The following is a 22539-nucleotide window of genomic DNA, read 5'->3' as shown; positions in this document are numbered from 1 at the left end:
GCTTCGGGCATGCGGATCTCTGTCTCCTCCGACATGGACGAACCCGTCGCCCGTGCCCTGCTCGAAGAGTTGCGCGGGCGGGGTCACGAGGTGCTGGCGTACGGGGCGTTGAGCCCCGGGGACGATCCGCAGTGGGCGGTGTGTTCGGAGACGGCGGCTCGGCAGGTCGCCGCCGGGACGGCCGATCAGGCGGTCGTGTGCTGCTGGACCGGCACCGGTGCGTCGATCGCCGCGAACAAGGTGCCCGGTGTGCGGGCCGCGCTGTGCACGGACGCGTACACCGCCCAGGGCGCACGGCGGTGGAACGACGCCAATGTGCTGGCGCTCAGTCTGAGGCTGACCTCCGAGCCGCTCCTCAAGGAGATCCTCGACGCGTGGTTCGCCGCGGAGGCCAGTGAGGACGCCGAGGACCGGGGGAACGTGGCCCACGTCGGGCGGCTCGATCTCGGAAGAGGCGAGTCGTAGTCCCGGAGTCCCGGAGTCCCGGAGTCCCGGAGTCCCGGAGTCCCGGAGTCCCCGAGCTCCGGAGTCCTGGAGCTGCCATGGCCCCGTCGCCCGGTGTGCCTCAGAGCACCTTGCGGTGTACCAGGATCGACAGGACCAGCGCGCCCGGCAGCAGGGGGACCCAGACCGTCAGGACGCGGTAGCCGATGACGGTCGCCGTGGCGATGCCGATCGGTGCGCCGAACGCGACCATGGTGAACACCAGGGCCGCGTCGACCGGCCCGATGCCGCCGGGCGCGGGCACGGCTCCGACCGCCGTACTGGCGAGGAGCAGCGCGAGGATCACCTGCGCCCAGGACAGCGGCAGCCCGAGTGAGAACCCGACCGTGGCGATCACGCTCCCCTGGAGCAGCGGGGTCGCGGCCGAACCGCCCCAGAGCGCGAGGATCCGGGCCGGCCTGGTGTGCAGCACCCGTACGTCGGTCAGGGCGGTGCGTACGCAGTCGAGGGCCGGGCGGCGCAGCGGACGCACGGTGGTCACGAGCAGGGCGGCCGAGCCGAACCCAAGGGTCACGGCACCGGCGACCAGGAGCATGGTCCGTTCGTCCGGGACGAGTTCACCGAGGTGCAGCAACTCCGGGAACGCCACCATGAAGACCAGCAGCACCATCGTCTTGGCGATCGGCTTGACCAGCGAGTACAGGGCGAGCGAGGCGGTGGCCCTGGCCAGCGGGATGCCGCGGCCCTGAAGGAAGCGCAGGGTGACGGCGTGCGCGCCGATGCTCGCCGGGAGTACGTGGTTCGCGGTGCCCGCGGCCACCTGGGAGGCCAGCAGCAGTCCCGGCGGCAGCCGGTCCGGTATGGCTCCCTGCCGTACACACGCGGCGGCCACCCAGCCCAGACAGGTGAACAGGGCCGCGGCCAGCAGCCACCAGGGGTCGGCTGAGGCCAGCCGGGCGGCGCCGTCACGGACGGCACGCCAGTCGAGCACCGCCCAGGCCCCGATCAGCAGGATCGGGAGCAGGCTCAGAGTCCAGCGGGTCAGCCGCGCGGCGGCCGAGAAGCGGGAACGGGAACGGGAACTGGAGGCTGTGAGCGAAGGGGAGGGCGAGGGTGAAGGGGACGGGGTGGGCGTGGGGAGCGCCCGGGGGACGGTGGTGTCGAGCGGCAGCAGGGACACGGCGCACGTCGTCCTTCCGCGTCACGCCCGCGCGGGGAGCGGGGCGGACGGATACAAGGCGAGGCAGGAGGGGACGACCGAAACGTGCCCGCTCGGTGTGACGTCATGGTGTCCGGGAGCCGAAGGAGCGCGGGCGGGCGGGCGACGCGGCCGCCCCGCACGGAGTGCGGGCCTTCGCGGAGTGTGCGGGGGACGACCTGAGCACGCTCGTCGCGGGCGGGGCGGCACCGAGCCCCCGGCGCCGCCCCAGCACAACGCAGCTCCCTCCAGCTGGCCAGGCCAAATCAGCCGAGCCAGCCGAGCCGGGCCAACTGGCCAAGCAAAATCAGCCGAGTTGGCCAAGCCGAGCCAAGCCGAGCCGAGCCGAGCCAGGCTGAGTCAGCTGGCCGAGCCAAGCCAGCCAGGCCAGGCCAAGTCAGCCAGTCGAGCCAGGCCAAGTCAGCCGAGCCAAGTCAGGCCCCGCCGGTCCCTCCTACGATGCTCACACTCGCCCGCTCGGCCGTCCGCTGCCGTTGTTCTGGGCCGACGTGGCTATCAACTGGTCTATCAGCGCGATCAGTACGTCCCGGCACGACTCCCGGTCCCGGGCGTCGCAGAGGAGGACGTGGGTGTGCTCGGGCAGGGCCAGGGCGTCCCGGATCTCCTCCGCGGCGTACGGGTGTTCGCCGTGGAAGCCGTTGACGCCGACGACGAACGGGATGTCGCGCCGCTCGAAGAAGTCGATGGCGGCGAAGCTGGACTCCGGGCGGCGGACGTCGACGAGGACGACGGCGCCCAGGGCACCGATGGCCAGGTCGTTCCACATGAACCAGAACCGCTGCTGCCCCGGCGTGCCGAAGAGATACAGCACGAGTTCCTGGCTGAGCGTGATCCGGCCGAAGTCCAGGGCCACGGTCGTGGCGTGCTTCTCCGGGATGCCGTTGAGGTCGTCGACGCCCAGGCCGGCCGAGGTCAGCGGTTCCTCGGTGCGCAGCGGCACGATCTCGCTGACCGCGCCGACCATGGTGGTCTTGCCGACGCCGAATCCCCCGGCGATCAGGATCTTGACCGTGTCGGGTGCTGAGGTCCCCTGGATGACGGGGTCAGAGCCGGCCAAGGCCGTCCCTCACTTTCTGCAGCAGGTCCATGTCCGAGGTTCGGGAGATCTGGCGTGGGGCGTGGGCGACGATCCGGCCCGCCTCCAGCAGGTCGCAGAGCATGATGCAGACCACGCTGACCGGCAGGTCGAGCTGGGCCGCGAGCTCCGCGACCACGACCGGCTTCGTACACAGCCGCAGGATCCGCGCGTGCTCGGGCTGCGGCCGCGCGGCCCGGTCGGGCGGCGGGTCAACCGTGGTGACCGACGTGATGAGGGTGAAGTCGGTGCGGCTGGGCCGGGTGCGGCCGCCGGTCAGCGTGAACGGCCGCACCAGACGGCCGCCCGCGTCGCCTCCGTTCACCTCACTCGCCGTTGTCGGTGACGGCGACGCCCGCCCGCGGTGCCGCGCTGAGGTGTTCGCCGATCTTCTTCACCAGCATGTTCATCTGGTACGCGACCACTCCGACGTCCGCACCCTGGCTGGTGAGCACGGCCAGATGGGCGCCTGGCCCGGCCGTGCTGAGTATCAGATAACTGTTGGCCATCTCGATGAGCGCCTGCCGCACGGGGCCGCCGCGGAAGTCCATGCTGACGCCCTTGCTGAGGCTCATCAGACCGGACGCGGTCGCCGCAAGACGCTCGGCGTCATCACGTAGGAACCCCGTGGACCTGCTGACGACCAGTCCGTCCTCGGAGAGCACGACGGCGTGGTTCACCTCGGCGACCCGGTCCACCAGTCCGGTGAGCAGCTGGTCGAGCTGGCTGTGCGTGGCGGGGATGGGGCGTGTCATTTCTCTGTCCTTCATGAGCGGTCTGCGGGCGGAGTCGAGGTGACGGATGCGCCTTCGGGTGCGGTTTCTTCCCCTTGGTCGTACGCCGTATCCGTGTCGTTGTCACGCGCCTGGAGCGTTCCGCGCTGGAAACCCGAGAGGGAGGAGGCCGCCCGCTCCGCGGTGAAGTCCGCGAAGGAGTCGTCGGCCTCGGCGGACGCGACGGGCGGCGCGTCCTCCCGCAGCTCGGCGGCCAGGCTGGTCTGCGGAACCCGGCGCGGCAGCGGAGCGATACCGCCGTGCCCGCCCGCGGCCGGGCCGGAGCGGGACGCACCGGCGGCGACCCGTGTCCCGGCCGTCTGAGGCGTCCGCGCCCGGGCGACGGGCTGCGCCTCCCGCGAGCGCTCGTGGGTCTGCCGGTCCGCGCCCTGGATCCGGTCCGCCGAACTCTTCGCGGCTGCGGCGGTGGCGGCGACGCCCACCGGCTCCGCGACCGGCTCACCGGCCGGTTCCCCGCCCTGCTCCCGGGTGGCCGACAGGGGTCCGCCGGCGTTCTCCACGTCCGCGGCGGGGGATTCGAGGGGCTCGCGCACCACGATCTCGTGCGGGATCAGCACGATCGCGGTGGTGCCCCCGTACGGCGAGGACCGCAGGGTGACGGCGATGCCGTGCCGGGTGGCGAGCCGGGCGATCACGAACATGCCGAGCCGCAGGTCGTCGGCGAGCGCCACCACGTCGAACTGCGGGGGCACCGCCAACTGGCCGTTGAACGACGCGTAGTCCTCGTCGGACATGCCGAGACCGCGGTCCTCGATCTCGACGGCCAGCCCCTTGGCGACCATCCCGGCCCGCACCCCGACCGGGCTGGGCGAGGGGGAGTACGCGGTCGCGTTGTCGATGAGTTCGGCCAGCAGGTGGATGACGTCGGCCACCGCCGGCGGGGTCAGGAACACCTCCTCGTCGGTGTTCACCTCCACCCGCTGGTACTCGGCGACCTCACCGACGGCGCTGCGCAGGATGTCGATCAGCGCGACCGGCTCGGTCCAGCTGCGGCGCGGCTGCTCGCCGCTGATGATGACGAGGTTCTCCTCGTAGCGGCGCAACTGGCTCGCGGTGGAGTCCAGTTCGTACAGGCCCTTGAGGATGTCCGGGTCCTGGTGCTGGCGCTCCAGCGCGTCCAGCTTGGTGAGCTGGAGGTTGACCAGGTTCTGGCTCTGCCGGGCGATGCCCAGGATGACCTTCTGGAATCCGCGCCTGGTGTCGGCGAGTTCCACCGCCGTGTGGACCGCCGTGCGCTGCGCGGTGTTGAACGCCTGGGCCACCTGCCCGAGTTCGTCCCGGCCGTAGTCCAGCGGGGGCGTGGCCGACTCCACGTCGACCTTCTCGCCGCGGTTGAGCCGTGCCACCACGTCGGGCAGCCGCTCCTCGGCCAGGCTGAGGGTGGCGATACGCAGTCCGCGCAGCCGCCGGGAGAGGGAGCGGGTGATCCGCCAGGACATCAGGACGCACACCAACAGGGCGACGAAGCCGCCGGTGCTCAGCGCGGCCGCCTTGATCAGCAGGTCTTCCGCCCTGTCGTCACTGCGTTCGAGCAGTGCCGTCGTTTCCTGGCGGATCAGGGCGGTGTACTGGTCCCCGAGTTTGTCGAACGCGGGACTCCACCGCTTCTGCGCGTCCGGCAGGGTGATCTTCCGGCCGTCGGTGAGGCCCTTCGCGCGGGCCGCGACCACCTGGTCCTCGACGCCTTCCAGCGCCTTCCACTCCGGACCCTGCAGGATCCGCTCGGTCTGCGCCTTCACCGAGCCGCGCAGCGAGGGCACCAACTGGTCCTCGACGAGCCAGCGCTTCGTGTTGACCAGCTGGACGTAGTGGTTCCACGCGTTCTCGTCGAGCTTCCCGGACGGCCAGGCCAGGTGCAGCTGGGCGTCCTCCTGGGAGACCAGCTCGGCCGAGTGCTCCAGGGCGACGAGCGGGCCTGCCTGCGAGGTGAGTTCGCCGTCGTCGACCTGGGAGAGCTCCTGGAAGGCGTGGATCTGGTCGTCGATGATCGAGGTGTACTGGTCCAGCGCCTGCTCGGGAGTGATGTCGGTGGGGTTGTCCACCTGACCCCGGTAGTACTCCAGGCTGCCGACCGACGCGATGACCGAGTACATCCGGTCGCTGATCCGCTCGGGGGCCCGCTGGATGGCGTCGGACTGGCTGACGAGGGTCGCGACCGCCTTGTCGGTACGCGCCCGCTGCTCGTCCAGGGCGGTACGGGAACTGCCGGGCGAGGCCAGCAGCACCGCCGACAGGCTGCGCTCCCGCTGCAACGCGAGCGTCGCGTCGGTGCCCATGGCCCCGGTCGACTTGCTGAGCTCCGTCTGGTCCCGCAGCCGCAGACCCTCCGAGAACATCTGGATCGTCGTCACGCCCCACATGGCGGCGAGGGTGACGCTGGGCACCAGAGCCAGCAGGATCAGTGAGAGACGTATGGAGCCGAGACGGCGGCGGGAGCCTGTCCGTGGAGACATCGTCGTCCTAGGGCGATCAGCGGTGAGCGGAAGAGGGCTTGACGGAAGTCGGGTGGTCAGCAGGGGTGAGAGACGGGACGAGGGCGGCGGGTGACCGCGTGTCCGAAAGAGCACAGGGGGTGCGGAGGATGCTATCCGTACAAGTGACCGTACGCACGGTGAGTACCCCAAACCTTGGCGACGCTGTTACCTGACGGCACCGGATCGGCCAGTCCCGCACGGCGGTTCGGCCGGTTCGGCACGGCGGTCCGGCGCTGTCGTCGGGCCGGTCGGCCGACCGGCCGGTCTGGCGCGGGGCGTGTCACCGCGTTCCGTTGGCCGCGAACTTCGAGACCGTGGCGACGTTCTGCTTGGTGACGAAGGCCGGTCCGGTGAGCACGGGCTCCTCTCCGCCGCCGCTGACGTTGCCGTTGGTCTTGTAGAGCCAGAACGAGTCCACGGCCAGGTAGCCCTGCAGATAGGGCTGTTGGTCCACGGCGAACTGAACGTCCCCGCTCTGCACGGCCTTCACCAGGTCCTTGTTGAGGTCGAAGGTGGCGACCTCGGCCTTGCTGCCCGCCTCCTTCACCGACTTCACCGCCGCGAGCGCGAACTCCGCGCCGTTCATGACGACTTCGTCGATGGTCCGGTCCTGTCGCAGGGCGGCCGCGACGGAGTCGGTCACCGCGTCCATGTCGGTGCCGTCCACGTAGTGCATCTCGGTCCGGCCCGCGAACGTCTTCTTCACCCCGGCGCAGCGGGCCTCCACGGCGACGTTGCCCCGTTCGTGGATGACGCACAGGGCGTGTTTGGCGCGCAGGGCGTCGAGTTTGTCGCCGACCGCCTGGCCCGCGACGCTCTCGTCCTGGCCGAAGTACTGCAACAGGCCGCCGGACTTCCAGGAGTCGATACCGGAGTTGAGGCCGACCACCGGGATGCCCGCCGCCCTGGCGGCGGCGACCGCGCTCCTCATGGCCTCCGGCTTGGCCAGGGTCAGGGCTATGCCGTCGACCCGGTCGGCGATCGCGTCCCGCACCAGGTCGGCCTGGCCCTTGGCGTCGGGGTTGCTCTCGTACGTCAGGTCGATGCCGTCCTTGGCGGCGGCCGCCTGCGCGCCCTTCTTCACCAGCTCCCAGAAGGCGTCGTTGGGGGCGCCGTGGGTGATCAGGGCGACCTTGATCCCGCCGGCGCTCGCCTTGCCCGCCGCGTCGGCGTCCGAGCCGGTGTCCGATCCTCCGGAACCGGAACAGCCGGACGCGAGCAGACAGACGGCCGCGACGGCGGCGGCCAGGGCGGTGCCGCGTGCGGATCCTGCGGGGACGGGTCCTGAGGGAGTCGTGTTCATGGGGGGTATGGCACCTCGCTGTGCGGCCGGGCAAGCGGATGGGGAGCGTGAAGTCGGTGTGACCGTCGGCGGATCATGTGTGCCGACTGTCGGACTTTTGCTGGCCGGAGCCAATCGTGTGTGACGCCTGGTAGTCAAGTGAGCGCCCAGATGGCCGGAGTTGTCTTTTTTGATCTTGAGGTGGAGTGAGAAGCGGTCAACCACTCCTGAAAGTCGCCGTGTTGGCGCCTTCAGGGAGGGGCCGGAGCGGAGCGAGGGGTTCCCGGGATTCCGTACGGGCACGGGAGGCCGCCCCGACCGCGACGGCCGCGCCGCCGAGACCGGCCCGTACGACCCGGACCGGGTGGCCGCTGACGGGGGGTTCGGCGGTGAGCGCGGCGCGGATCGAGGGCTCCAGGAGAGTCCAGGCGCCGCTGACACCGCCACCGATCACGAAGGTCGTGATGTCCAGCATGCCCGCGGTGATCAGGATCGCGCGGGCGACCGCGGCGCCGGCGGCCTCGTACACGGCGAGTGCGTCCGGATCGCCGCGGCCCGCCGCCTCGGCGACGGCGCGGGCGCTGCGGTCGAGCCCGGTCCGTTCGCCGTACCGGGCGCCGATGGACCGGCCGGAGGCCAGGGTCTCCAGATGGCCGCGGCCGCCGCAGGTGCACGGGAGGTCGCCGAAGCCCGGGATGTGGCCCGTCTCGCCCGCCGCGCCGTGCGGCCCCTCGTACAGCGCCCCGTCCAGCCACAGCGCGCCGCCGACCCCGGTGCCGAGGGTCATGCCGAGTACGTGTCGCTCGCCCGCGACGGCGCCCTTGGTCACCTCGCCGCGCAGGAACGCGTTGACGTCGTTGTCCAGGAAGACCGGGACGCCGAGCGCCGCCTCCATGGTCGCCGTCACCTCGAAGCCGGCCCACGCGTGGAAGGAGTCGCTGGCCACGAGGACGCGTCCGGTGCGGGCGTCGACCACACCGGCCGCGCCCACGCCGACCGCGCGCAGCCGGGCCGGTACGCGCGCCAGGAGCAGGCCCAGGGCGTCGAGCGCGGCGCCGACCATCGCCGTGCCGCCCTCCGCCGCCGGGGTGGGCACCTCCTGGCTGTCCACGACGGCGAGTTCGGGCGTGCAGAGCACGACCTGCGTGGTCGTGCCGCCGATGTCGACACCGGCGAACACCTCGGGGGGAACGGAGGCGAGGGTGGGGCCGGAGCCGGAGCCGGAGCCGGAGCCGGAGCCGGAGCCGGATTCGGATTCGGATTCGGATTCGGATTCGGATTCGGGGGAGGGGGCGGAGTCGGGTGCGGGCGGACGCGGCTGGGGTGCGGTCACGCCCCGCCCTCCGTTCCGGCGGCGGCGAGCGCGGCCTGTCGTTCGGTACGGCGCACACGTTGGAGCACCGGGTCGGGTACGGGCACGGCGGCGATGAGCCGGCGGGTGTAGTCCGTCTCCGGGTGGGTGAGGGTGGTCGCGGTGGCGCCCTCCTCCTCGACCCGGCCCGCCCGCATGACGACGACGCGCCGCGCGAACTGCTGGACGACCGCGAGGTCGTGGGAGACGAAGAGACAGGCGAAACCGAGCTCGTCCTGGAGCTCGGCGATCACGTCGAGGACGGTCTGCTGCACGCTGACGTCGAGCGCGCTCGTCGGTTCGTCGGCGACCAGCAGGCGGGGGTCGAGCACCAGTGCCCGGGCGAGACTCACCCGCTGCCGTTGCCCGCCGGACAGCTCGCGCGGCCCGCGGCCCGCCAACTCCCTGGGCAGCCGCACGCGTTCGAGGACCTCCGCGACCCGCTCCCGGCGCTCGGCCGCCGGCATGCCTCGGCGGTGCACCCGCAACGGTTCGGCTACGCACTCAGCCACGCTCATCCGCGCGTCCAGCGAGGCCACCGGGTCCTGCAACACCACGCCGACACCGGAGAGCAGGGCCCGGCGCGCGCGTCCCCTGGCCCGCCGGAGGTCGGCACCGAACAGTGACACCGAGCCGGCGGAGGGCGCCACCAGCCCGAGCGCGACCCGGGCCGCCGTCGACTTCCCGGACCCCGACTCCCCGACGAGCCCCAGGGTTTCCCCGGACCGCACGCTGAGCGAGACGCCGTGGAGCGCCTGCACGGCCTGCCGTCCCCGCCCGAACCGGACGGAGACGTCACGGAGTTCGACGACGGGGGTTCCGGCGGGGCTGTGGGGGCCGGCGTCGGTTTCTGGGGCGCGGTGGGCGGACGCGGGCGCCACGGACTGGGTGACTGCAGCCCGGGAGGCTGCGGGTGGACGGACTGTGAGCTGGGGGACTGAGGGTCGGTGGACTGCGGGCTGAGCAGCCACGGGCTGAGCGTGCGCGGACCGGGACACCGCGCCGCCGCTGACCGCTTTGGCGCCTGCCGCGCCGTCGCCGACCGAGCCGTCGCCCCGGGCATCGGCGAGCGGCGCCTCGGCCTCGCCGCCGAGCACAGCGCTGCCCGCCGTCCCGCTGCTTGCCGTCCCGCTGCCCGCCGTCCCGCCGCCCGGCGGCCCGGAAACGGTCGCGCGGTCCACCCCCGCCACAGTCAACCGCGGTACCGCCGCCAGCAGGCGCTGTGTGTACTCGTGTGTCGGGTGCAGTAGCACCTCCTCCACCGGGCCCGTTTCCACGATCTCCCCGTCCAGCATGACCGCGACTCGGTCCGCGAAGTCCGCGACGACGCCCATGTTGTGGGTGACGAGGAGGACGCCGGTGTCGGAGTCGGTCGCGAGGCCTCGGAGCAGGTCGAGGATCTCGGCCTGGACCGTGACGTCGAGCGCGGTGGTCGGCTCGTCGGCGATGAGGAGGCTCGGGGAGTTCGCGATCGCCATGGCGATGACCACGCGTTGCCGCTGTCCGCCGGAGAGTTGGAAGGGGTACGCGGACGCCCGCTTCTCCGGGTCCGGGATTCCGACCCGGCGCAGCAGCCCGACCGCCTCTCCGGCGGCTTCGCGGGCGGAGACCGGCCGGTGGTTGCGTACGACCTCCGCGATCTGTGCCCCGATCCGGGTCAGCGGATCGAGGGCGGTCGCGGGCTCCTGGAACACCATCGAGACCGTGCGCCCCCGCAAACCCACGAGGTCGGTCTCGGCGGCGCCGACGACGTCGGTGCCGTCGACCGAGGCCCGGCCCGACGCCCGCGCGTTCCCCGGCAGCAGCCCCATCGCGGCGAGCGCGACCGTCGACTTCCCGGACCCGGACTCGCCGACCAGCGCCAGCGTCTCCCCGGGCCGTACGTGCAGCGACACCCCGCGTACGGCGGGCACGTCACCCGTCTCCGTGGAGAAGGTCACCCCGAGGTCCTCGACCTCCAGGATGCCGCCTGTCCTCATGCCCTTCATGCCCGCCCCTTCACGTCGAACGCGTCCCGCAGCCCGTCCCCGACCGCGTTGAACGCGCACACGACGAGGATGATCGCGAGGCCCGGCGGCACGATCAGCCACCAGCGCCCGGAGTACGCGGCCGTCAGCCCGGCCGACAGCATTCCGCCCCAGTCGGTGGACGGCGGCTGGACACCGAGTCCGAGATACGAGACGTACGCGACGAGCAGGATCGCGTCGGCGACCTGGAACGTCGCCGCGACCACGATCGTCGAGACCGAGTTCGGCAGGATGTGCCGGAAGATCGCCCGCCCGTGCGTCCCGCCGATCGCGCGGAGCGTCAGCACGTAGTCGCGGCTCTTCAGGGTGAGCGTCTCCGCCCGTACGAGCCGGGACGGGACGAGCCAGGACACGAATCCCAGGATGAGGATCAGCCCGAGCGAGTCCGGGGTCGTGATCGCCGAGACGACGAGCAGGATGAAGAGCGCCGGGATGGCGATCCCGGCGTCCACGACCCGCATCATGACCGCGTCGACCCAGCCGCCCGCGTACCCGGCGACCGCGCCCCACAGCGTCCCGATGACCGTCGCGAGGAGACCGGCCGCGAGCCCGACGAGCAGCGACACCTTCCCGCCGAACATCAGCCGCCCCAGCTCGTCGTGCCCGACCGCGTCGGTGCCGAGCCAGTGCGCGCCGCTCGGCGCGAGGTTCACCTGGGTGAGGTGGGTGTGGGTCTGGTCGGTCGAGTACACCAACGGGCCCACGAAACAGAACAGCAGGAAGAGGACGACCACCAACAGCCCTGCCACCGCAAGCCTGTTGCGCGCGAACCGCCGCACGGAGAGGCGGTATCCGGTCGCCAACTCCAGCGTGGGCGCCTTGGTCTGGAGTACGGCACTCATGTCCGGCCCGCCTTCACACGAGGGTCGATGATCCGCTGGACGACATCGGCGAGCAGGGTGCCGACGACGGTCGCGACGGAGATGACGAGCACACAGCCGAGCAGCACCGGATAGTCGGAGGACTGCGCGGCGCTCCAGAACAGCAGCCCCATCCCCGGGTAGTTGAAGAGCTGCTCGACGACGAGCGCACCGCCGAAGAGCACGGGCACGTAGTAGCCGAGCATCGCGATCACGGGCGTGAGGGAGTTGCGGAAGACATGCCGCCAGAGGATCGCGCGCGGCCGCGAACCGCCGGCCCGCGCGGTCCGTACGTAGTCCTCCTGGAGGTTCTCCAGCGTCGCCGCCCGCATGTACCGGCTGAACACGGCGACCATCGACGCGGCCCCCGCGACCACCGGCAGCACCAGGGCGTTGGGCTGTGCGAACACGTCCGCGAGCGTCTCGCCCTGGGGTGCCTGCGAGGGGAACCAGTTCAGCCACTGCGTGAACACGAGCACCAGCACAAGTCCCAGGAAGTACACGGGAGTCGCGTACGCCACGAAGCTCAGCGTGGTGACGACGTAGTCCACCGGCCTGTTGCGCCGCACGGCCTGCCACATGCCGAGCGGGATCGCCAGCAGCAGCCCGACGAGCGCGGACAGCACGGTCAGGACGAGCGTCTTGGGCAGTCGCTGCTCGATGAGCTGGAGGACCCCCTCGTTGAGCGTGTACGAGGTGCCGAGGTCGCCGTGGACCAGCGTGCGCAGGTAGTAGAGGTACTGGACGGGCAGCGAACGGTCCAGGCCCTGCTCGTGGTTGAAGGCGGCGATCTGCTGGGCCGTCGCCTGCGGGCCGAGGATCCCGTGTGCGGGACCCCCGGGCAGCGCGTGCAGCAGGCAGAAGACCACGACCGTGACGATGAGGATCACCACGAGGGCCTGCAGGACCCGGCGGGTCAAGTAAGCGAAGGTATCCATGAGTTGGGTCCCGGGCCCCTCAGCCGGTCCCGCTCGTCACTTGGTCCACTTCCACTGCGCGGGGTGGAAGTTGGCGAGCGAGTCCTGCGAGAAGCCGCCGAGCCCGTTCTTGACGACGGAGATCTGGTAGTCGGGCGCCGGCAGCCAGATGACCGGCAGGTCCTTCGCGAGGGCCGCGCTGTAGTCCTGGACCGCCTGCGACGAACTCGACGTCGTGGACGCGGTGATCAGCTTGTCGACGTCGGGGTTCGAGTAGTTGCCGAAGTTCGAGCCGCCCTTGGTCTGGAACAGCGAGTCGCCGGTCGGGAAGGCGTTGAAGTACCAGCTGCCCGCGGTGCCGAAGAAGGACAGCTGCCACTTGCAGATCGGCTGGCCCGAGGTGCACTGCGGGGTCTGCGAGAGCACCGAGTTGACGGGCGCGGTCTTGATGGAGAACTTGATGCCGGTCTTCTCCAGCGAGGACTGGATCGAGCTCATCATGTTGTCGGTCACGGCCGAGCCGGACTGCGACAGCACCTGCATCTCGAACTTCGTTCCCTCGGCGACGCCTTCACCGCACTGCGAGGCACCGGTCCCCGGGTCCGTACAGACCATGACCCCGCCCTTCTCCTCCCAACCATGGCCGGTCAGCAGCGACTTGGCCGCGGACGTCGAGAACGGGTACGGGTTGTCCTTCTGCACCTGCGAGACGAAGTCGGAGGCCTGCGCCTGCGGGACCGGGCCGTAGCCGGGCACGGCCGTCCCGTTGAAGATGACCTTCGCCAGGCTCGTCTGGTCGATCGACCGCTGGACCGCCTGACGCGCGTACAGCTGCTTGAACACCGCGCCCATGGCCGGGTTGTTGAAGTTGTACGGCATGTAGGTGATCGCCCAGCCGGACCACGGCTCGACCGTGTATCCCTGCGCGGTGAACCGGTCCTTCTGGTCGAGGTCGGTGGCCTCGATGTAGCCGTAGTCGACGCTTCCGGAGCGCAGTGCGTTCTTCTCGGCGTCCGCCGTCGTGAAGGGCAGCAGGTTCACCGTCGCGATGTTCGCCTTCTCACCGCCGTCGTACTTCTTGTTCGCGGTGAGTACGACCTTGCCGGACGTGGCGAACGACTTGACCGCGTACGGGCCGCTGAGGGTCTTCCACAGCGAGTCCTTGTCGTAGCGGGAGATGTTCTTCGCGGCCGAGTTCAGATACGTCCAGACTTTTTTCGCGCCGGCCGCGGTCCGGTCGGCGTCGGACACCTGCGCGGAGGCGTCCGTCTTGTCCCACACGTGCTGCGGCAGCGGAGTGATCTCGCTGAACTCGTTGGCCAGCATCCACTGGGAGTTGTAGGCCTTGTCGAAGGTGATCGTGAAGTGCCGGTCGTCGACGGTCTTGAACGAGGTCCAGTTGTCCGGCGCCTTGCCCGGGTTGTAGCCGGCCCACTCCGCCTTGTTCGCCTTGATGAGGTTGAACCAGAACTCGACGTCCCGCGAGGTGATCGGCTTGCCGTCGCTCCAACTGCGGTCGCCCAGCGTGACCTTGACGCTCTTGCCGTCGGACGCGAAGTCGGCGGCCGTGGCGATGGACGCCTTCTTGTTCCAGGCGATCTTGCCGGTGGAACCGTCGTACGCGACGAGCCGCTCCCACAGACTGTCGGCGATGGACCTGTTGTTGGTGTTGAGGTGCGCGGCCGTACCGATCGGCAGGATCCAGTTCGGGGTGAAGTTCGCGGGCAGCGCGTAGTCGATGGAGTCGGGGGACGCGGACGACGTGTCGTTCGTCCCGGAACAGCCCGCGAGCAGCAGTGTGCCCGCCGAGACGACGGCACAGGCGACGAGCGTCGTGCGAGCAGGGGACATGGCTCTCCTCAGGTGAACAGGGGCTCAGGGTGCGCGGGGCCGGACGCGGGGCCGGAGTTGAACGGTGGCGCTCGGCGGAGCCAGTCAACGACCGGAAGGTTCGAAGAAACAGGCGGCCCGCTGTAAAAAGTCTGTTACTGCTGTTCTGGAAAAAGTCGCGCGAGGGACATACGGGCATACGCTCGTCGCCTCGACCTCCGGATTTCCCCGGCTTTCCCCAATCCTGGGAGTTACTTCGTCCATGTCTGAAAAAAGTGCGGGGCACCGGAGGGGCGCCACGGGCGTCTCCTCGCTGGCCGAGAGCGTCCTCGAACTCCTCGCCTCCGGGCAGGCATCGACCCGCACGGAACTCGCCGGTCTGCTCGGTGCCGCACCCTCGACGATCTCGCTCACGGTCGGCCAGCTCCTGGCGCACGGGCTGGTCGCCGAGCAGGGCACGCGGTCCTCGACCGGCGGGCGACCGCGCAAGGTGCTGCGCCTCGGCGGGAGCGAGGGGTTCGCCGTCGCGGCCGATCTCGGCGGACGGCACGCGCGCGTCGGGGTCGTCCTGCCCGGCGGCGGGTTCACCGAGGTCTCCACCGTGCCGTTCGCGACGGCCGAGGGGCCCGAGACCGCGCTGCCCGCACTCGCCGAGACCCTGGAAGCCCTCGCGGGGCGGCGCGGCCGGGAACTGCTGCGTGGCGTCGGCCTCTGTCTCCCGGGTCCGGTCGACGTCGTGCCGGGCGTCGTCACGCTCCCCTCGCGCATGCCCGGCTGGAACCGCTTCCCCGTCCGGGACTGGCTGGAGGAGCGGTTCGGCGTACCGGCCGCGATCGAGAACGACGCCAACTGCATGGCCGTGGGCGAGCACAGCGTCCAGCCCGCCGAGCGCCGCCAGTCGATCATGGTGAAGATGGGCTCGGCGATCGGCGCGGGCGTCATCGCCGACGGGAAGCTGTACCGCGGCGCGACCGGTGCCGCCGGCGAGATCACCCACGTACGGGTCGAGGCGGGCCACGACATCCCCTGCTCCTGCGGCAACACGGGGTGCCTGGAGACCGTCGCCTCGGGGGCCGCGCTCGTCCGGATCCTGCGCGAGCGGGGCCTGGACGTCGCGTCCATCGAGGACGTCGTACGCCTCGCCTCCGACGCCGACCCGGAGGCCACCCGCGCCGTCCGTCAGGCCGGCCGCTACCTCGGCATGGTCCTGTCCGCGAACGTCAACTTCTTCAACCCCGACGCCGTGTACCTCGGCGGTCTCCTCTCGACGCTCGAACCGTTCGTCGCCGCCGTCCGAAGCCAGTTGTACGAGGGATGCCATCCGCTGGTGACCAAGCACCTGGTGATCGAGCGGGCCAGCCTCGGCGCGGACGCGGGCCTCGTCGGCGCGGGCCAGTTCGCACTCCAACGGGCCCTGGCGAACGCCCTCCAGGCCGTCACCGGCGCCGTAGCCCCCGCCCATCACTGACCACCGAGCCCCACCACCCTGCGAGTCACCGACACCCACCACACCGCGCGAGCCACCGATGACATCCACCACCGTGCGAGGAGCCATGACACAACCGCGTACCCCCGTCGCCCGTCCCGTCATCGCGATCGCCGGGCTCGGCATCGAGTCGTCGACGTTCTCGCCGGCCAGGACCGAGGCCCCCGCCTTCCACCCGCAGCGCGGCGCGGAGGTCCTGACGCGCTACCCGTTCCTGGCGCCCGGCACGCCGTTGAGGGACGCCGCCGAGTGGCGCGGCGCGCTGGTCGGCAAGGCCCTGCCCGGCGGTACGGTGACGGCGGCCGCGTACGCCGAACTCTCCGACGAACTCATCGCGAGACTCGGGGAGTTGGGCGATCTCGACGGCCTCTGGTTCGACATCCACGGCGCGATGACGGTGGAGGGGATCGACGACACCGAGGCGGTTCTGCTCGCCCGTGTCCGGGAGACGGTCGGCCCGGACGTCATCGTGTCCACCTCGATGGACCTGCACGGCAACGTCTCGCGCGAACTCGCCCACCTGAGCGACCTGATCACCTGCTACCGCATGGCCCCGCACGAGGACGCCATGGAGACGAGGGAACGGGCGGCCCGCAACCTGGTGGACCTCCTCACCACCGGCGCCCCCCGTCCGGTCAAGGCCTGGATCCCGGTCCCCGTCCTCCTGGCGGGCGAACAGACCTCCACCCGCATCGAACCTGCGAAGAGCGTGTACGCGGCAGTCGACGAGGTGGAGGCGATGGAGGGCGTCACGGACGCGGCGATCTGGGTCGGCTACGCGTGGGCGGACGAGCCGCGCAACCGGGCGGCGGTCGTCGTCACGGGGCCTTCGCGGGAAGCGGTCACGGCGGGCGCGGAACGCCTGGCGCGCGGCTTCTGGGAAGCACGCCACGACTTCGCCTTCGTCGCCCCGACGGGCACGCTGGACGACTGCCTGGACGAGGCGCTTGCCACCACCGAGGAGAACCGGCCCTACTTCATCAGCGACACCGGCGACAACCCGACGGCGGGCGGCGCGGGCGACGTCACCTGGGGGCTCGAACGGGTGCTGTCCCGGCCGGAGTTCAAGGACCCGTCGGGACCGACGGTGATCTACGCGTCGCTCCCGGGCCCGGCCGCCGTGGAGACGGCGGTCCGTGCCGGCGTCGGAGCGACCGTCACCGTCACGGCGGGCGCGGAGGTCGACGACCGCCACGCGGGCCCGCTCACGATGACAGGCACGGTCCACGCGATCCGCCACGGAGACCCGCACGCCCGGGTGGAGGTGGTGCTACGCGTCGGCGGCGTGCACGTGATCCTCACCGCCCTGCGCAAGCCCTACCACCACGAACACGACTTCACCGACCTGGAGTTGTCCCCTCGCACGGCCGACATCGTCCTGGTCAAGATCGGCTACCTGGAACCCGAACTCTTCACCATGGCCACCGCCTGGAAGATGGCCCTCACCCCGGGCGGAGTCGACCAGAACCTCCAACGCCTGGGCCACCACCGCATCCACCGCCCGATGCACCCGTTCGACGGGGAGATGCCCCCCCCGAACCTGACGGCACGGGTCATCCCCCCGTCGACCGAACCTCTGGGCACGCCGAACGAGTAACCCGCGCCCCGTCAGGGGCGCGGGGAACTGCGCGACCAGCCCCCACCGGGCCGCGGATCAAGAACTGGCGGCCGGCGGAGCCTTACGGCTTACGAGCCACCGCTCCGTACATCGCGATGTCCTCGTCCCGAATCCCCTCACCACTCGTGGCATCCGGATGCCACTTGTGCACCTGGACGATGCCGGGCTCGACGAGTTCGAGGCCCTCGAAGAACTCGTCGGCCTCGTCGATCGTCCGCAACCGCATGGGCATGTTCCGCGCCGCGTACTCGCGGGCCACCCGCCCCACGTCCTCCGGCGCGAACTCGGCGGTGCCGATGGACATCGCGAGGTAGCTGCCGGAGGGGAGGGGCTCCAGCAGGCGGCGCACGATGCCGACCGCGTCGTCCTCGTCCAGGACGAAGTGGACGATCGCGATCACCGTCAGCGCGACCGGCTTGTCCAGGTCGAGCGTCTCGCGGAACTCGGGGGAGTCGAGCACGGCCTCCGGGTGCTGGAAGTCGGCCTCGATGTACGCCGTCTTGCCCTCGGGCGTGCTGGCCAGCAGCCCCTGGGAGAGGGTGAGGACGATCGGGTCGTTGTCGACGTAGACGACCCGTGACTCGGGGGCGACCGACTGGGCGATCTCGTGGAGGTTCGGCGAGGTGGGGATGCCGGTGCCGATGTCCAGGAACTGGCGTATCCCCGCCTCCTTCGCCAGCCAGGCGACCGCGCGGTTCATCCAGTCGCGGTTGGCCTTCATGTGGATCGGCAGGGCGGGCCACTCCCGCGACATGGCGTCGCCCGCCTCCTTGTCGGACGGGTAGTAGTCCTTACCGCCGAGGATGTAGTCGTAGATGCGTGCCGAGTGGGCGTTCTCGGTGTCGATCCGGTCGGCCGGCCATCCGTTCTCGGGCAAAGCCGCCCCTCCTGTCAGGTCGTCGGGTTCGAAGTCAACGCTCAGGAAAATCAAGGGTGTTGATCAAAGCAGAAGTGTTCAGGAAACCAGGGAAGTCTGTGTGCCGGAACAAGGGGGTGCCTCAGAGCAGGAAGTCGGCGACACCCGCCTTCACGCCCGCCAGGAAACTCGTCATCTCGCGGGGTGTGAAAACCAGCGCGGGGCCGTCGGGATCGGTCGACTGTCGCAGCGCGACCCGGCCGTCGCCGAGCTTCTTCGCCTCTACGCAGGCGCCGCCCGCGTCGTCGCTCCACGGCTTGAACCAGCCGCGTGTGCCGAGGTCCCGGGACGGCATGCCGTTGCGTATGTGTCCGTCGCGTATGTGGTGGTGCACGTCAGAGCTCCTTGCGAATCGCACCGAGGAGAGCCTCGGTCTTTCTGGCGGGCGTTGCCTGCGCGCCCAGCCGGTCCAGGGCCTCGCGATAGACCACGACGTCGTCGTCCTTGTCCAGATAGACAGCGCCCACCAGACCGTTGAGGTAGACGATGTCCGGGAGTTCGCGTGCCCGGAACCGGAAGAGATGGAAAGCTCCGGCCCGCATCGCCGGATGCGGGCCGTTCTTGAACGGCATGATCTGCAATGTCACTTGGGGTAGCGAGTTGACAGCGATCAGATGGTCGATCTGGGCGCGCATCACCTCGGGTCCGCCGACCGGCCAGCGCAGCACGGTCTCGTCCATCACGATCCACACGCGGGGTGGCGAGGGACGGGACAGCAGTTCCTGGCGCCGCATACGGAGCGCGACCCTGCGCTCCGTGGCCTCGGTCGCGGCGTGCGGATTCCCGGCGCCCAGCAGGGCGCGGGCGTACTCCTCGGTCTGCAGCAGACCGTGCACGAACTGGGCCTCGTACGCGCGGATCTGCAGCGCCGCCTGCTCCAGGCTCAGATAGGCCGCGAACCAGTCCGGCAGCACGTCACGGTAGGTGTGCCACCAGCCGCGCTTGTTGGCCTCGCGGACCGATTTCAGGAAGGTGTCGATCTCCTGCTGGTCCGTCACGCCGTAGACCTGGAGCAGTTTCTCGGCGTCCGGGAGCCTGAGCCGGGCCACCTTGGCGGCTTCCATCCGGCGGATCGTGGAGTGGCTGACCCCGATCGCCGCACCGGCCTGCTCGAAGGTCAGTCCGGCACGGGTGCGCAGCTCCTCCAGTTGCCTGCCGAGGATCATGCGCAGGACGGAGGGCGCGCCGCCCCAGTCGGTTTCCGCGGTCACGCCTTACCCCCTCACAGCGGGTTCGAGGTCGCAGTCTGTCACGATCATCCGTTCGACGGGGGAAGCATGCACCGCTCGAATTGCAATTTTCAACTTGTCGGTTGCGGGCTGTTGTTGGCAGGTGTCACAGTGGGGCGTACCGTCCCGGTCCGGTGAACGGCGAGACGACGCAGCCAAGTTGGGGGAGAACGGGCTGTGTTTCGTCACCGTGCGCAACGGGTTGTAAGCGCCTCGCGGCGGAACCGGATCAAGCGGTACCGGCACTGGCCCGACCCCCGGTGCGAAGGCAGACGAAAGGCGAACGGCGATGGCTCCGCCCTCCCTCCCCAAGCCATTGGGCCGACTGCCCGCGAGCGAACACCCCCACAGAGCGGGCGTGTTCGGACTCTCCCCGACACCCGCCTCGGTGGGTGTGGCCCGGAGGAACGTGCGCGAACTGCTCAGCGAATGGGGCGCGAGCCCCGAAACTTGCGACAACGCTGTCCTGGTGACCTCCGAGCTGGTCACCAACGCGCTGACGCACACGGCGAGCGAGTGGATCGTCTGCAGACTGCGCACCGCGGGCGGGCGGCTCCACATCGAGGTCGAGGACCAGAACCGCGGTCTGACGCTCCCCGCACAGCGCAGTGCCGGCCCCGACGACCAGGGCGGCCGCGGACTGATGCTCGTCGGCATGGTCAGCACCGACTGGGGCGTCAAGGACAGCGCGAACGGTTCCGGACGGGTCGTCTGGGCCGTCCTGCCGACCCAGCCGGTGCCGTCACCGCCGGCGTCCTCCCCGCCGGTGCCGCTGCGGTCGGTGCCGCCGCAGCCGACGTCGTCGGAGTCAAGAGATCCCGTCTCCACCGGGCGCGCAGCCGGCCCGCACGAACCCGTCTCCACCGGGCGCGCGCCCACCACGCACCTCACCCGGCCCAACCCCCACTCGGCCGAAGGACACCTGCCTCATGGAACTGCAGCACGCCCCTGAACCGCGGCCTCGCACCTACGGCTCGCGGCTGCGCCCCTCCGCCACCTTCCCGTCCGGGAACCCCGGCCGCCTGGTCATCCCCGCCCAGCTGCGCGCCGGACTCGGCTGCGACGCCGTGACCACGTCCCGGGAGCACGGCGAACGCATCATGGACTCCCTGCCCCGCGTCGGCTGTGTCTTCGCAGACGACTTCGACGGCGAGGAACGGTGGTGGTGGATCGTCCCCTCCGGGTCCCACATCGGTGTCACCTGGCCGCCCTCCACGACGTACACCGTCGGCGCGCACCTGGCCGACCCGTCCTGGACACGGGCCCGCCGCGGCCCCTGGGCCGACCGGCCCCGGCTGATCCACAGCCCCGCGGGAGGCTCGCCCTACACCCCGCCGATACCCCTGTACTTCCTCACGTGCCGCCTCGCGGGCAGCGTCCCGCGGTGGTCCCTGGGCGCGGCGGACTGAGCCACCTCCGCCGAACCCGCTTCCGCCGCCGCGGATGCCCGTGTCTTCCTCCTCGTACGACCCCGGGTGAACGGCCGCACCACCTGTGACGTAGACGTATGCGACAAGGTGAACGCGGCGGAGGATGATGGGCGACCGTGCCAGGTGACCGTGTGACGCAGCGCGACGGCCGGGGCCGGAGTGCCCGGCCGAGCCGTGCGGGCGCCCGGGTCAGGGCCGTGACGTTCGCCCTCGTCGGCAGTGTGCTCGCCGCGGTCGGCCATCACGCGGTCGAGGGCGGGCAGGTGCCGTGGCGGCTCGTGGCCGCCTTCGCCGTCGCGCAGTTCGCCGTCGTACGGCCCTTCGCCCGCCGCCGCCCCGGACTGCTCGCGGTCGGCGGCTGCACCCTGGCGGCACAGGCCGCGATGCATCTCGCGCTCACCACGGCCGGCGGCCACCGCGCCGGTACGGGACACATGGCCCACGCCGGGCACGACGCGATGACGACGGACGCCGGCGGACATCCCTGGCAACACGCCTCCGAGGCGGCCATGACGACCGCGCACGCCGTCGCCGCCCTCGTCGTCGCCTGGCTGCTTCAGCGGGCCGACACGGCGGTCACGGCGGCACTGGCCACCGGCCGTACGCTGCGCGCGGTCGCGGCGGCCGTCATGGCCCGGTTCCTGCCGGGGCCGGCCGTCGCCACCGCCCACCGGCCGCTGCCCCTACCGCTCGCCGGTTCCTTCGAACTCCCGGCAGGAACAGGGACCCGGCCCCTGGAACACGCGCTGGTGCGCAGGGGACCCCCGGGACGGACACCCGTCCCTGTCGTCCCCTTCACCCGGGCCCGGCCTCGGCCCGCCCGGTTCCACAGCCAAGGAGTTCCACCGTGTCCCTGTCCATCAACGGGCGTCGTGTCGCACTGACCGGCGCCGCCGCGCTCACGGCCGTCCTCGCACTGGCCGGTCCCGCCTCCGCGCACACGGAGGTCGAGGCCGACAAGGCGCAGGCCCTCGCCGAGAACGTCATCCTCACCGTCGTCTGCGAGGCGGAGTCCGCCACCGCGGGCTTCCGCGAGGTGCGCGTCGTGCTGCCCGAGGGGATCGCACCGTCCGACGTCACGCTCGAACAGGCCCCCAAGGGCTGGCAGTTGAAGACCACAGACGACGGTTACGTCGTGGGCGGCACCCCTCTCAAGACCGGCGTCGACGCCGAGTACAAGGTGAAGATCCGCCAGCTCCCGGACGTCGAGGAAGTGGCGTTCAAGACCATCGACACCTACAGCGACGGAAAGGTCTCGCGCTGGATCGAGCTGCCCAAGGGCGGGGAGGAGCCCGAACAGCCCGCCCCGCTCCTGAAGTTGAAGGCGGCGGCACCGGGCGCGAAGCCGATCAGTCCCAGCCCGACCGCGAGTCCCACGCCCAGCCCGACCCCGTCGGTCACCGCGACGCCCTCCGAATCCGGGGCCACGGCGGCAGCGGCCGACACGAAGAAGGACGACGACGGAACGCCCATGAGCCTCGTCGTCGGCGGGGTGGCCGCGGCGGTGCTGGTCCTCGGCGCCGGAGCGTGGTTGCTGACGAAGCGCCGCGCCTCCGCCGGAAGCTGACCCTCACCCGGCCCGTGGGA

Annotated in this window: 21 protein-coding genes; 7 read left to right on the top strand and 14 right to left on the bottom strand. The window is 70.9% G+C overall.

What is annotated here, in order from left to right; all coding sequences use genetic code 11:
- Nucleotides 1-9 precede the first annotated feature (9 nt).
- Nucleotides 10-465, top strand: a complete 456-nt coding sequence (locus tag JEQ17_RS12315; RefSeq protein ID WP_200395302.1) for an RpiB/LacA/LacB family sugar-phosphate isomerase — start codon at nucleotides 10-12, stop codon at nucleotides 463-465.
- Nucleotides 466-565: 100 nt separating this feature from the next.
- On the opposite strand, the gene JEQ17_RS12310 is transcribed toward JEQ17_RS12315, so the two are convergent.
- The 11 genes from JEQ17_RS12310 to JEQ17_RS12255 all read right to left on the bottom strand — a co-directional run bounded on the left by JEQ17_RS12310 (nucleotide 566) and on the right by JEQ17_RS12255 (nucleotide 14294).
- A complete protein-coding gene (locus tag JEQ17_RS12310) occupies nucleotides 566-1624 on the bottom strand; it encodes a lysylphosphatidylglycerol synthase transmembrane domain-containing protein (RefSeq protein ID WP_200395301.1) in 1059 nt (352 codons plus the stop codon).
- A 481-nt stretch (nucleotides 1625-2105) separates the two neighbouring features.
- Nucleotides 2106-2720, bottom strand: a complete 615-nt coding sequence (locus JEQ17_RS12305; protein WP_200395300.1) for a GTP-binding protein — start codon at nucleotides 2718-2720, stop codon at nucleotides 2106-2108.
- The gene (locus JEQ17_RS12300) at nucleotides 2707-3063 is read right to left on the bottom strand and encodes a DUF742 domain-containing protein (protein ID WP_200395299.1); all 357 of its coding nucleotides are present in this window, start codon (nucleotides 3061-3063) and stop codon (nucleotides 2707-2709) included. Before JEQ17_RS12300 ends, JEQ17_RS12305 begins: the two co-directional genes overlap by 14 nt.
- A gap of 1 nt (nucleotide 3064) precedes the next feature.
- On the bottom strand, nucleotides 3065-3493 hold the full coding sequence (locus tag JEQ17_RS12295) for a roadblock/LC7 domain-containing protein (RefSeq protein WP_055617928.1): 429 nt from the start codon (nucleotides 3491-3493) through the stop codon (nucleotides 3065-3067).
- An 11-nt stretch (nucleotides 3494-3504) separates the two neighbouring features.
- Nucleotides 3505-5985 carry a sensor histidine kinase gene (locus JEQ17_RS12290; RefSeq protein WP_200395298.1) on the bottom strand — a complete coding sequence of 827 codons (2481 nt, stop codon included), beginning with the start codon at nucleotides 5983-5985 and terminating at the stop codon, nucleotides 3505-3507.
- Nucleotides 5986-6286: 301 nt separating this feature from the next.
- Nucleotides 6287-7309, bottom strand: a complete 1023-nt coding sequence (locus JEQ17_RS12285; RefSeq protein ID WP_200395297.1) for a substrate-binding domain-containing protein — start codon at nucleotides 7307-7309, stop codon at nucleotides 6287-6289.
- 196 nt (nucleotides 7310-7505) lie between these two features.
- Nucleotides 7506-8468, bottom strand: a complete 963-nt coding sequence (locus JEQ17_RS12280; protein ID WP_200401454.1) for an ROK family protein — start codon at nucleotides 8466-8468, stop codon at nucleotides 7506-7508.
- A gap of 149 nt (nucleotides 8469-8617) precedes the next feature.
- Entirely contained in the window at nucleotides 8618-10627 is a 2010-nt protein-coding gene (locus JEQ17_RS50005) for a dipeptide ABC transporter ATP-binding protein (protein WP_234048167.1), read from the bottom strand.
- Complete coding sequence (locus JEQ17_RS12265) at nucleotides 10624-11508, bottom strand: ABC transporter permease (protein WP_200395296.1); 885 nt, start codon at nucleotides 11506-11508, stop codon at nucleotides 10624-10626. Before JEQ17_RS12265 ends, JEQ17_RS50005 begins: the two co-directional genes overlap by 4 nt.
- Entirely contained in the window at nucleotides 11505-12464 is a 960-nt protein-coding gene (locus JEQ17_RS12260) for an ABC transporter permease (RefSeq protein WP_200395295.1), read from the bottom strand. The genes JEQ17_RS12265 and JEQ17_RS12260 overlap by 4 nt, the downstream gene beginning before the upstream one ends.
- 36 nt (nucleotides 12465-12500) lie before the next feature.
- Nucleotides 12501-14294, bottom strand: coding sequence for a peptide ABC transporter substrate-binding protein (locus tag JEQ17_RS12255; protein WP_200395294.1), 1794 nt, complete (start codon nucleotides 14292-14294; stop codon nucleotides 12501-12503).
- 241 nt (nucleotides 14295-14535) lie between these two features.
- Here JEQ17_RS12255 and JEQ17_RS12250 point away from each other — a divergent pair, with 241 nt between their 5' ends.
- Both JEQ17_RS12250 and JEQ17_RS12245 read left to right on the top strand, forming a co-directional pair.
- Entirely contained in the window at nucleotides 14536-15741 is a 1206-nt protein-coding gene (locus tag JEQ17_RS12250; RefSeq protein ID WP_200395293.1) for an ROK family transcriptional regulator, read from the top strand.
- A gap of 85 nt (nucleotides 15742-15826) precedes the next feature.
- Nucleotides 15827-17356: a M81 family metallopeptidase gene (locus tag JEQ17_RS12245; protein WP_200395292.1), complete on the top strand. Its 1530-nt coding sequence runs from the start codon at nucleotides 15827-15829 to the stop codon at nucleotides 17354-17356.
- Nucleotides 17357-17438: 82 nt separating this feature from the next.
- Here the strand turns inward: JEQ17_RS12245 and JEQ17_RS12240 are convergent, their stop codons facing one another.
- From JEQ17_RS12240 to JEQ17_RS12230, 3 genes are all read right to left on the bottom strand, one after another.
- On the bottom strand, nucleotides 17439-18254 hold the full coding sequence (locus JEQ17_RS12240; RefSeq protein WP_200395291.1) for an SAM-dependent methyltransferase: 816 nt from the start codon (nucleotides 18252-18254) through the stop codon (nucleotides 17439-17441).
- A 121-nt stretch (nucleotides 18255-18375) separates the two neighbouring features.
- Nucleotides 18376-18588, bottom strand: a complete 213-nt coding sequence (locus JEQ17_RS12235; RefSeq protein WP_200401453.1) for a DUF397 domain-containing protein — start codon at nucleotides 18586-18588, stop codon at nucleotides 18376-18378.
- A gap of 40 nt (nucleotides 18589-18628) precedes the next feature.
- Nucleotides 18629-19504, bottom strand: a complete 876-nt coding sequence (locus JEQ17_RS12230) for a helix-turn-helix domain-containing protein (RefSeq protein ID WP_200395290.1) — start codon at nucleotides 19502-19504, stop codon at nucleotides 18629-18631.
- A 376-nt stretch (nucleotides 19505-19880) separates the two neighbouring features.
- Between JEQ17_RS12230 and JEQ17_RS12225 the strand changes: the two genes are divergently transcribed.
- The 4 genes from JEQ17_RS12225 to JEQ17_RS12210 all read left to right on the top strand — a co-directional run bounded on the left by JEQ17_RS12225 (nucleotide 19881) and on the right by JEQ17_RS12210 (nucleotide 22519).
- A complete protein-coding gene (locus tag JEQ17_RS12225; RefSeq protein WP_234048166.1) occupies nucleotides 19881-20474 on the top strand; it encodes an ATP-binding protein in 594 nt (197 codons plus the stop codon).
- Nucleotides 20452-20931: a hypothetical protein gene (locus JEQ17_RS12220; protein WP_200395288.1), complete on the top strand. Its 480-nt coding sequence runs from the start codon at nucleotides 20452-20454 to the stop codon at nucleotides 20929-20931. Before JEQ17_RS12225 ends, JEQ17_RS12220 begins: the two co-directional genes overlap by 23 nt.
- Nucleotides 20932-21083: 152 nt before the next feature.
- A complete protein-coding gene (locus JEQ17_RS12215; RefSeq protein ID WP_200395287.1) occupies nucleotides 21084-21836 on the top strand; it encodes a hypothetical protein in 753 nt (250 codons plus the stop codon).
- Nucleotides 21800-22519, top strand: a complete 720-nt coding sequence (locus JEQ17_RS12210; protein ID WP_200395286.1) for a DUF1775 domain-containing protein — start codon at nucleotides 21800-21802, stop codon at nucleotides 22517-22519. The genes JEQ17_RS12215 and JEQ17_RS12210 overlap by 37 nt, the downstream gene beginning before the upstream one ends.
- Nucleotides 22520-22539: the final 20 nt, after the last annotated feature.

Source organism: Streptomyces liliifuscus, assembly GCF_016598615.1.
In the GTDB taxonomy this organism is placed as follows: Bacteria; Actinomycetota; Actinomycetes; order Streptomycetales; family Streptomycetaceae; genus Streptomyces; species Streptomyces liliifuscus.
Note: the sequence above shows the minus strand (reverse complement) of the source record. Positions and strands in the feature narration are given on the sequence as shown.

Coding starts and splice junctions, on each gene's coding strand:
- JEQ17_RS12315 (WP_200395302.1), top strand. CDS start 10: ATGCGGATCTCTGTCTCCTCCGACATGGACGAACCCGTCGCCCGTGCC.
- JEQ17_RS12295 (WP_055617928.1), bottom strand. CDS start 3,493: ATGACACGCCCCATCCCCGCCACGCACAGCCAGCTCGACCAGCTGCTC.
- JEQ17_RS12290 (WP_200395298.1), bottom strand. CDS start 5,985: ATGTCTCCACGGACAGGCTCCCGCCGCCGTCTCGGCTCCATACGTCTC.
- JEQ17_RS12285 (WP_200395297.1), bottom strand. CDS start 7,309: ATGAACACGACTCCCTCAGGACCCGTCCCCGCAGGATCCGCACGCGGC.
- JEQ17_RS50005 (WP_234048167.1), bottom strand. CDS start 10,627: ATGAAGGGCATGAGGACAGGCGGCATCCTGGAGGTCGAGGACCTCGGG.
- JEQ17_RS12265 (WP_200395296.1), bottom strand. CDS start 11,508: ATGAGTGCCGTACTCCAGACCAAGGCGCCCACGCTGGAGTTGGCGACC.
- JEQ17_RS12260 (WP_200395295.1), bottom strand. CDS start 12,464: ATGGATACCTTCGCTTACTTGACCCGCCGGGTCCTGCAGGCCCTCGTG.
- JEQ17_RS12255 (WP_200395294.1), bottom strand. CDS start 14,294: ATGTCCCCTGCTCGCACGACGCTCGTCGCCTGTGCCGTCGTCTCGGCG.
- JEQ17_RS12250 (WP_200395293.1), top strand. CDS start 14,536: ATGTCTGAAAAAAGTGCGGGGCACCGGAGGGGCGCCACGGGCGTCTCC.
- JEQ17_RS12245 (WP_200395292.1), top strand. CDS start 15,827: ATGACACAACCGCGTACCCCCGTCGCCCGTCCCGTCATCGCGATCGCC.
- JEQ17_RS12235 (WP_200401453.1), bottom strand. CDS start 18,588: ATGCCGTCCCGGGACCTCGGCACACGCGGCTGGTTCAAGCCGTGGAGC.
- JEQ17_RS12220 (WP_200395288.1), top strand. CDS start 20,452: ATGGAACTGCAGCACGCCCCTGAACCGCGGCCTCGCACCTACGGCTCG.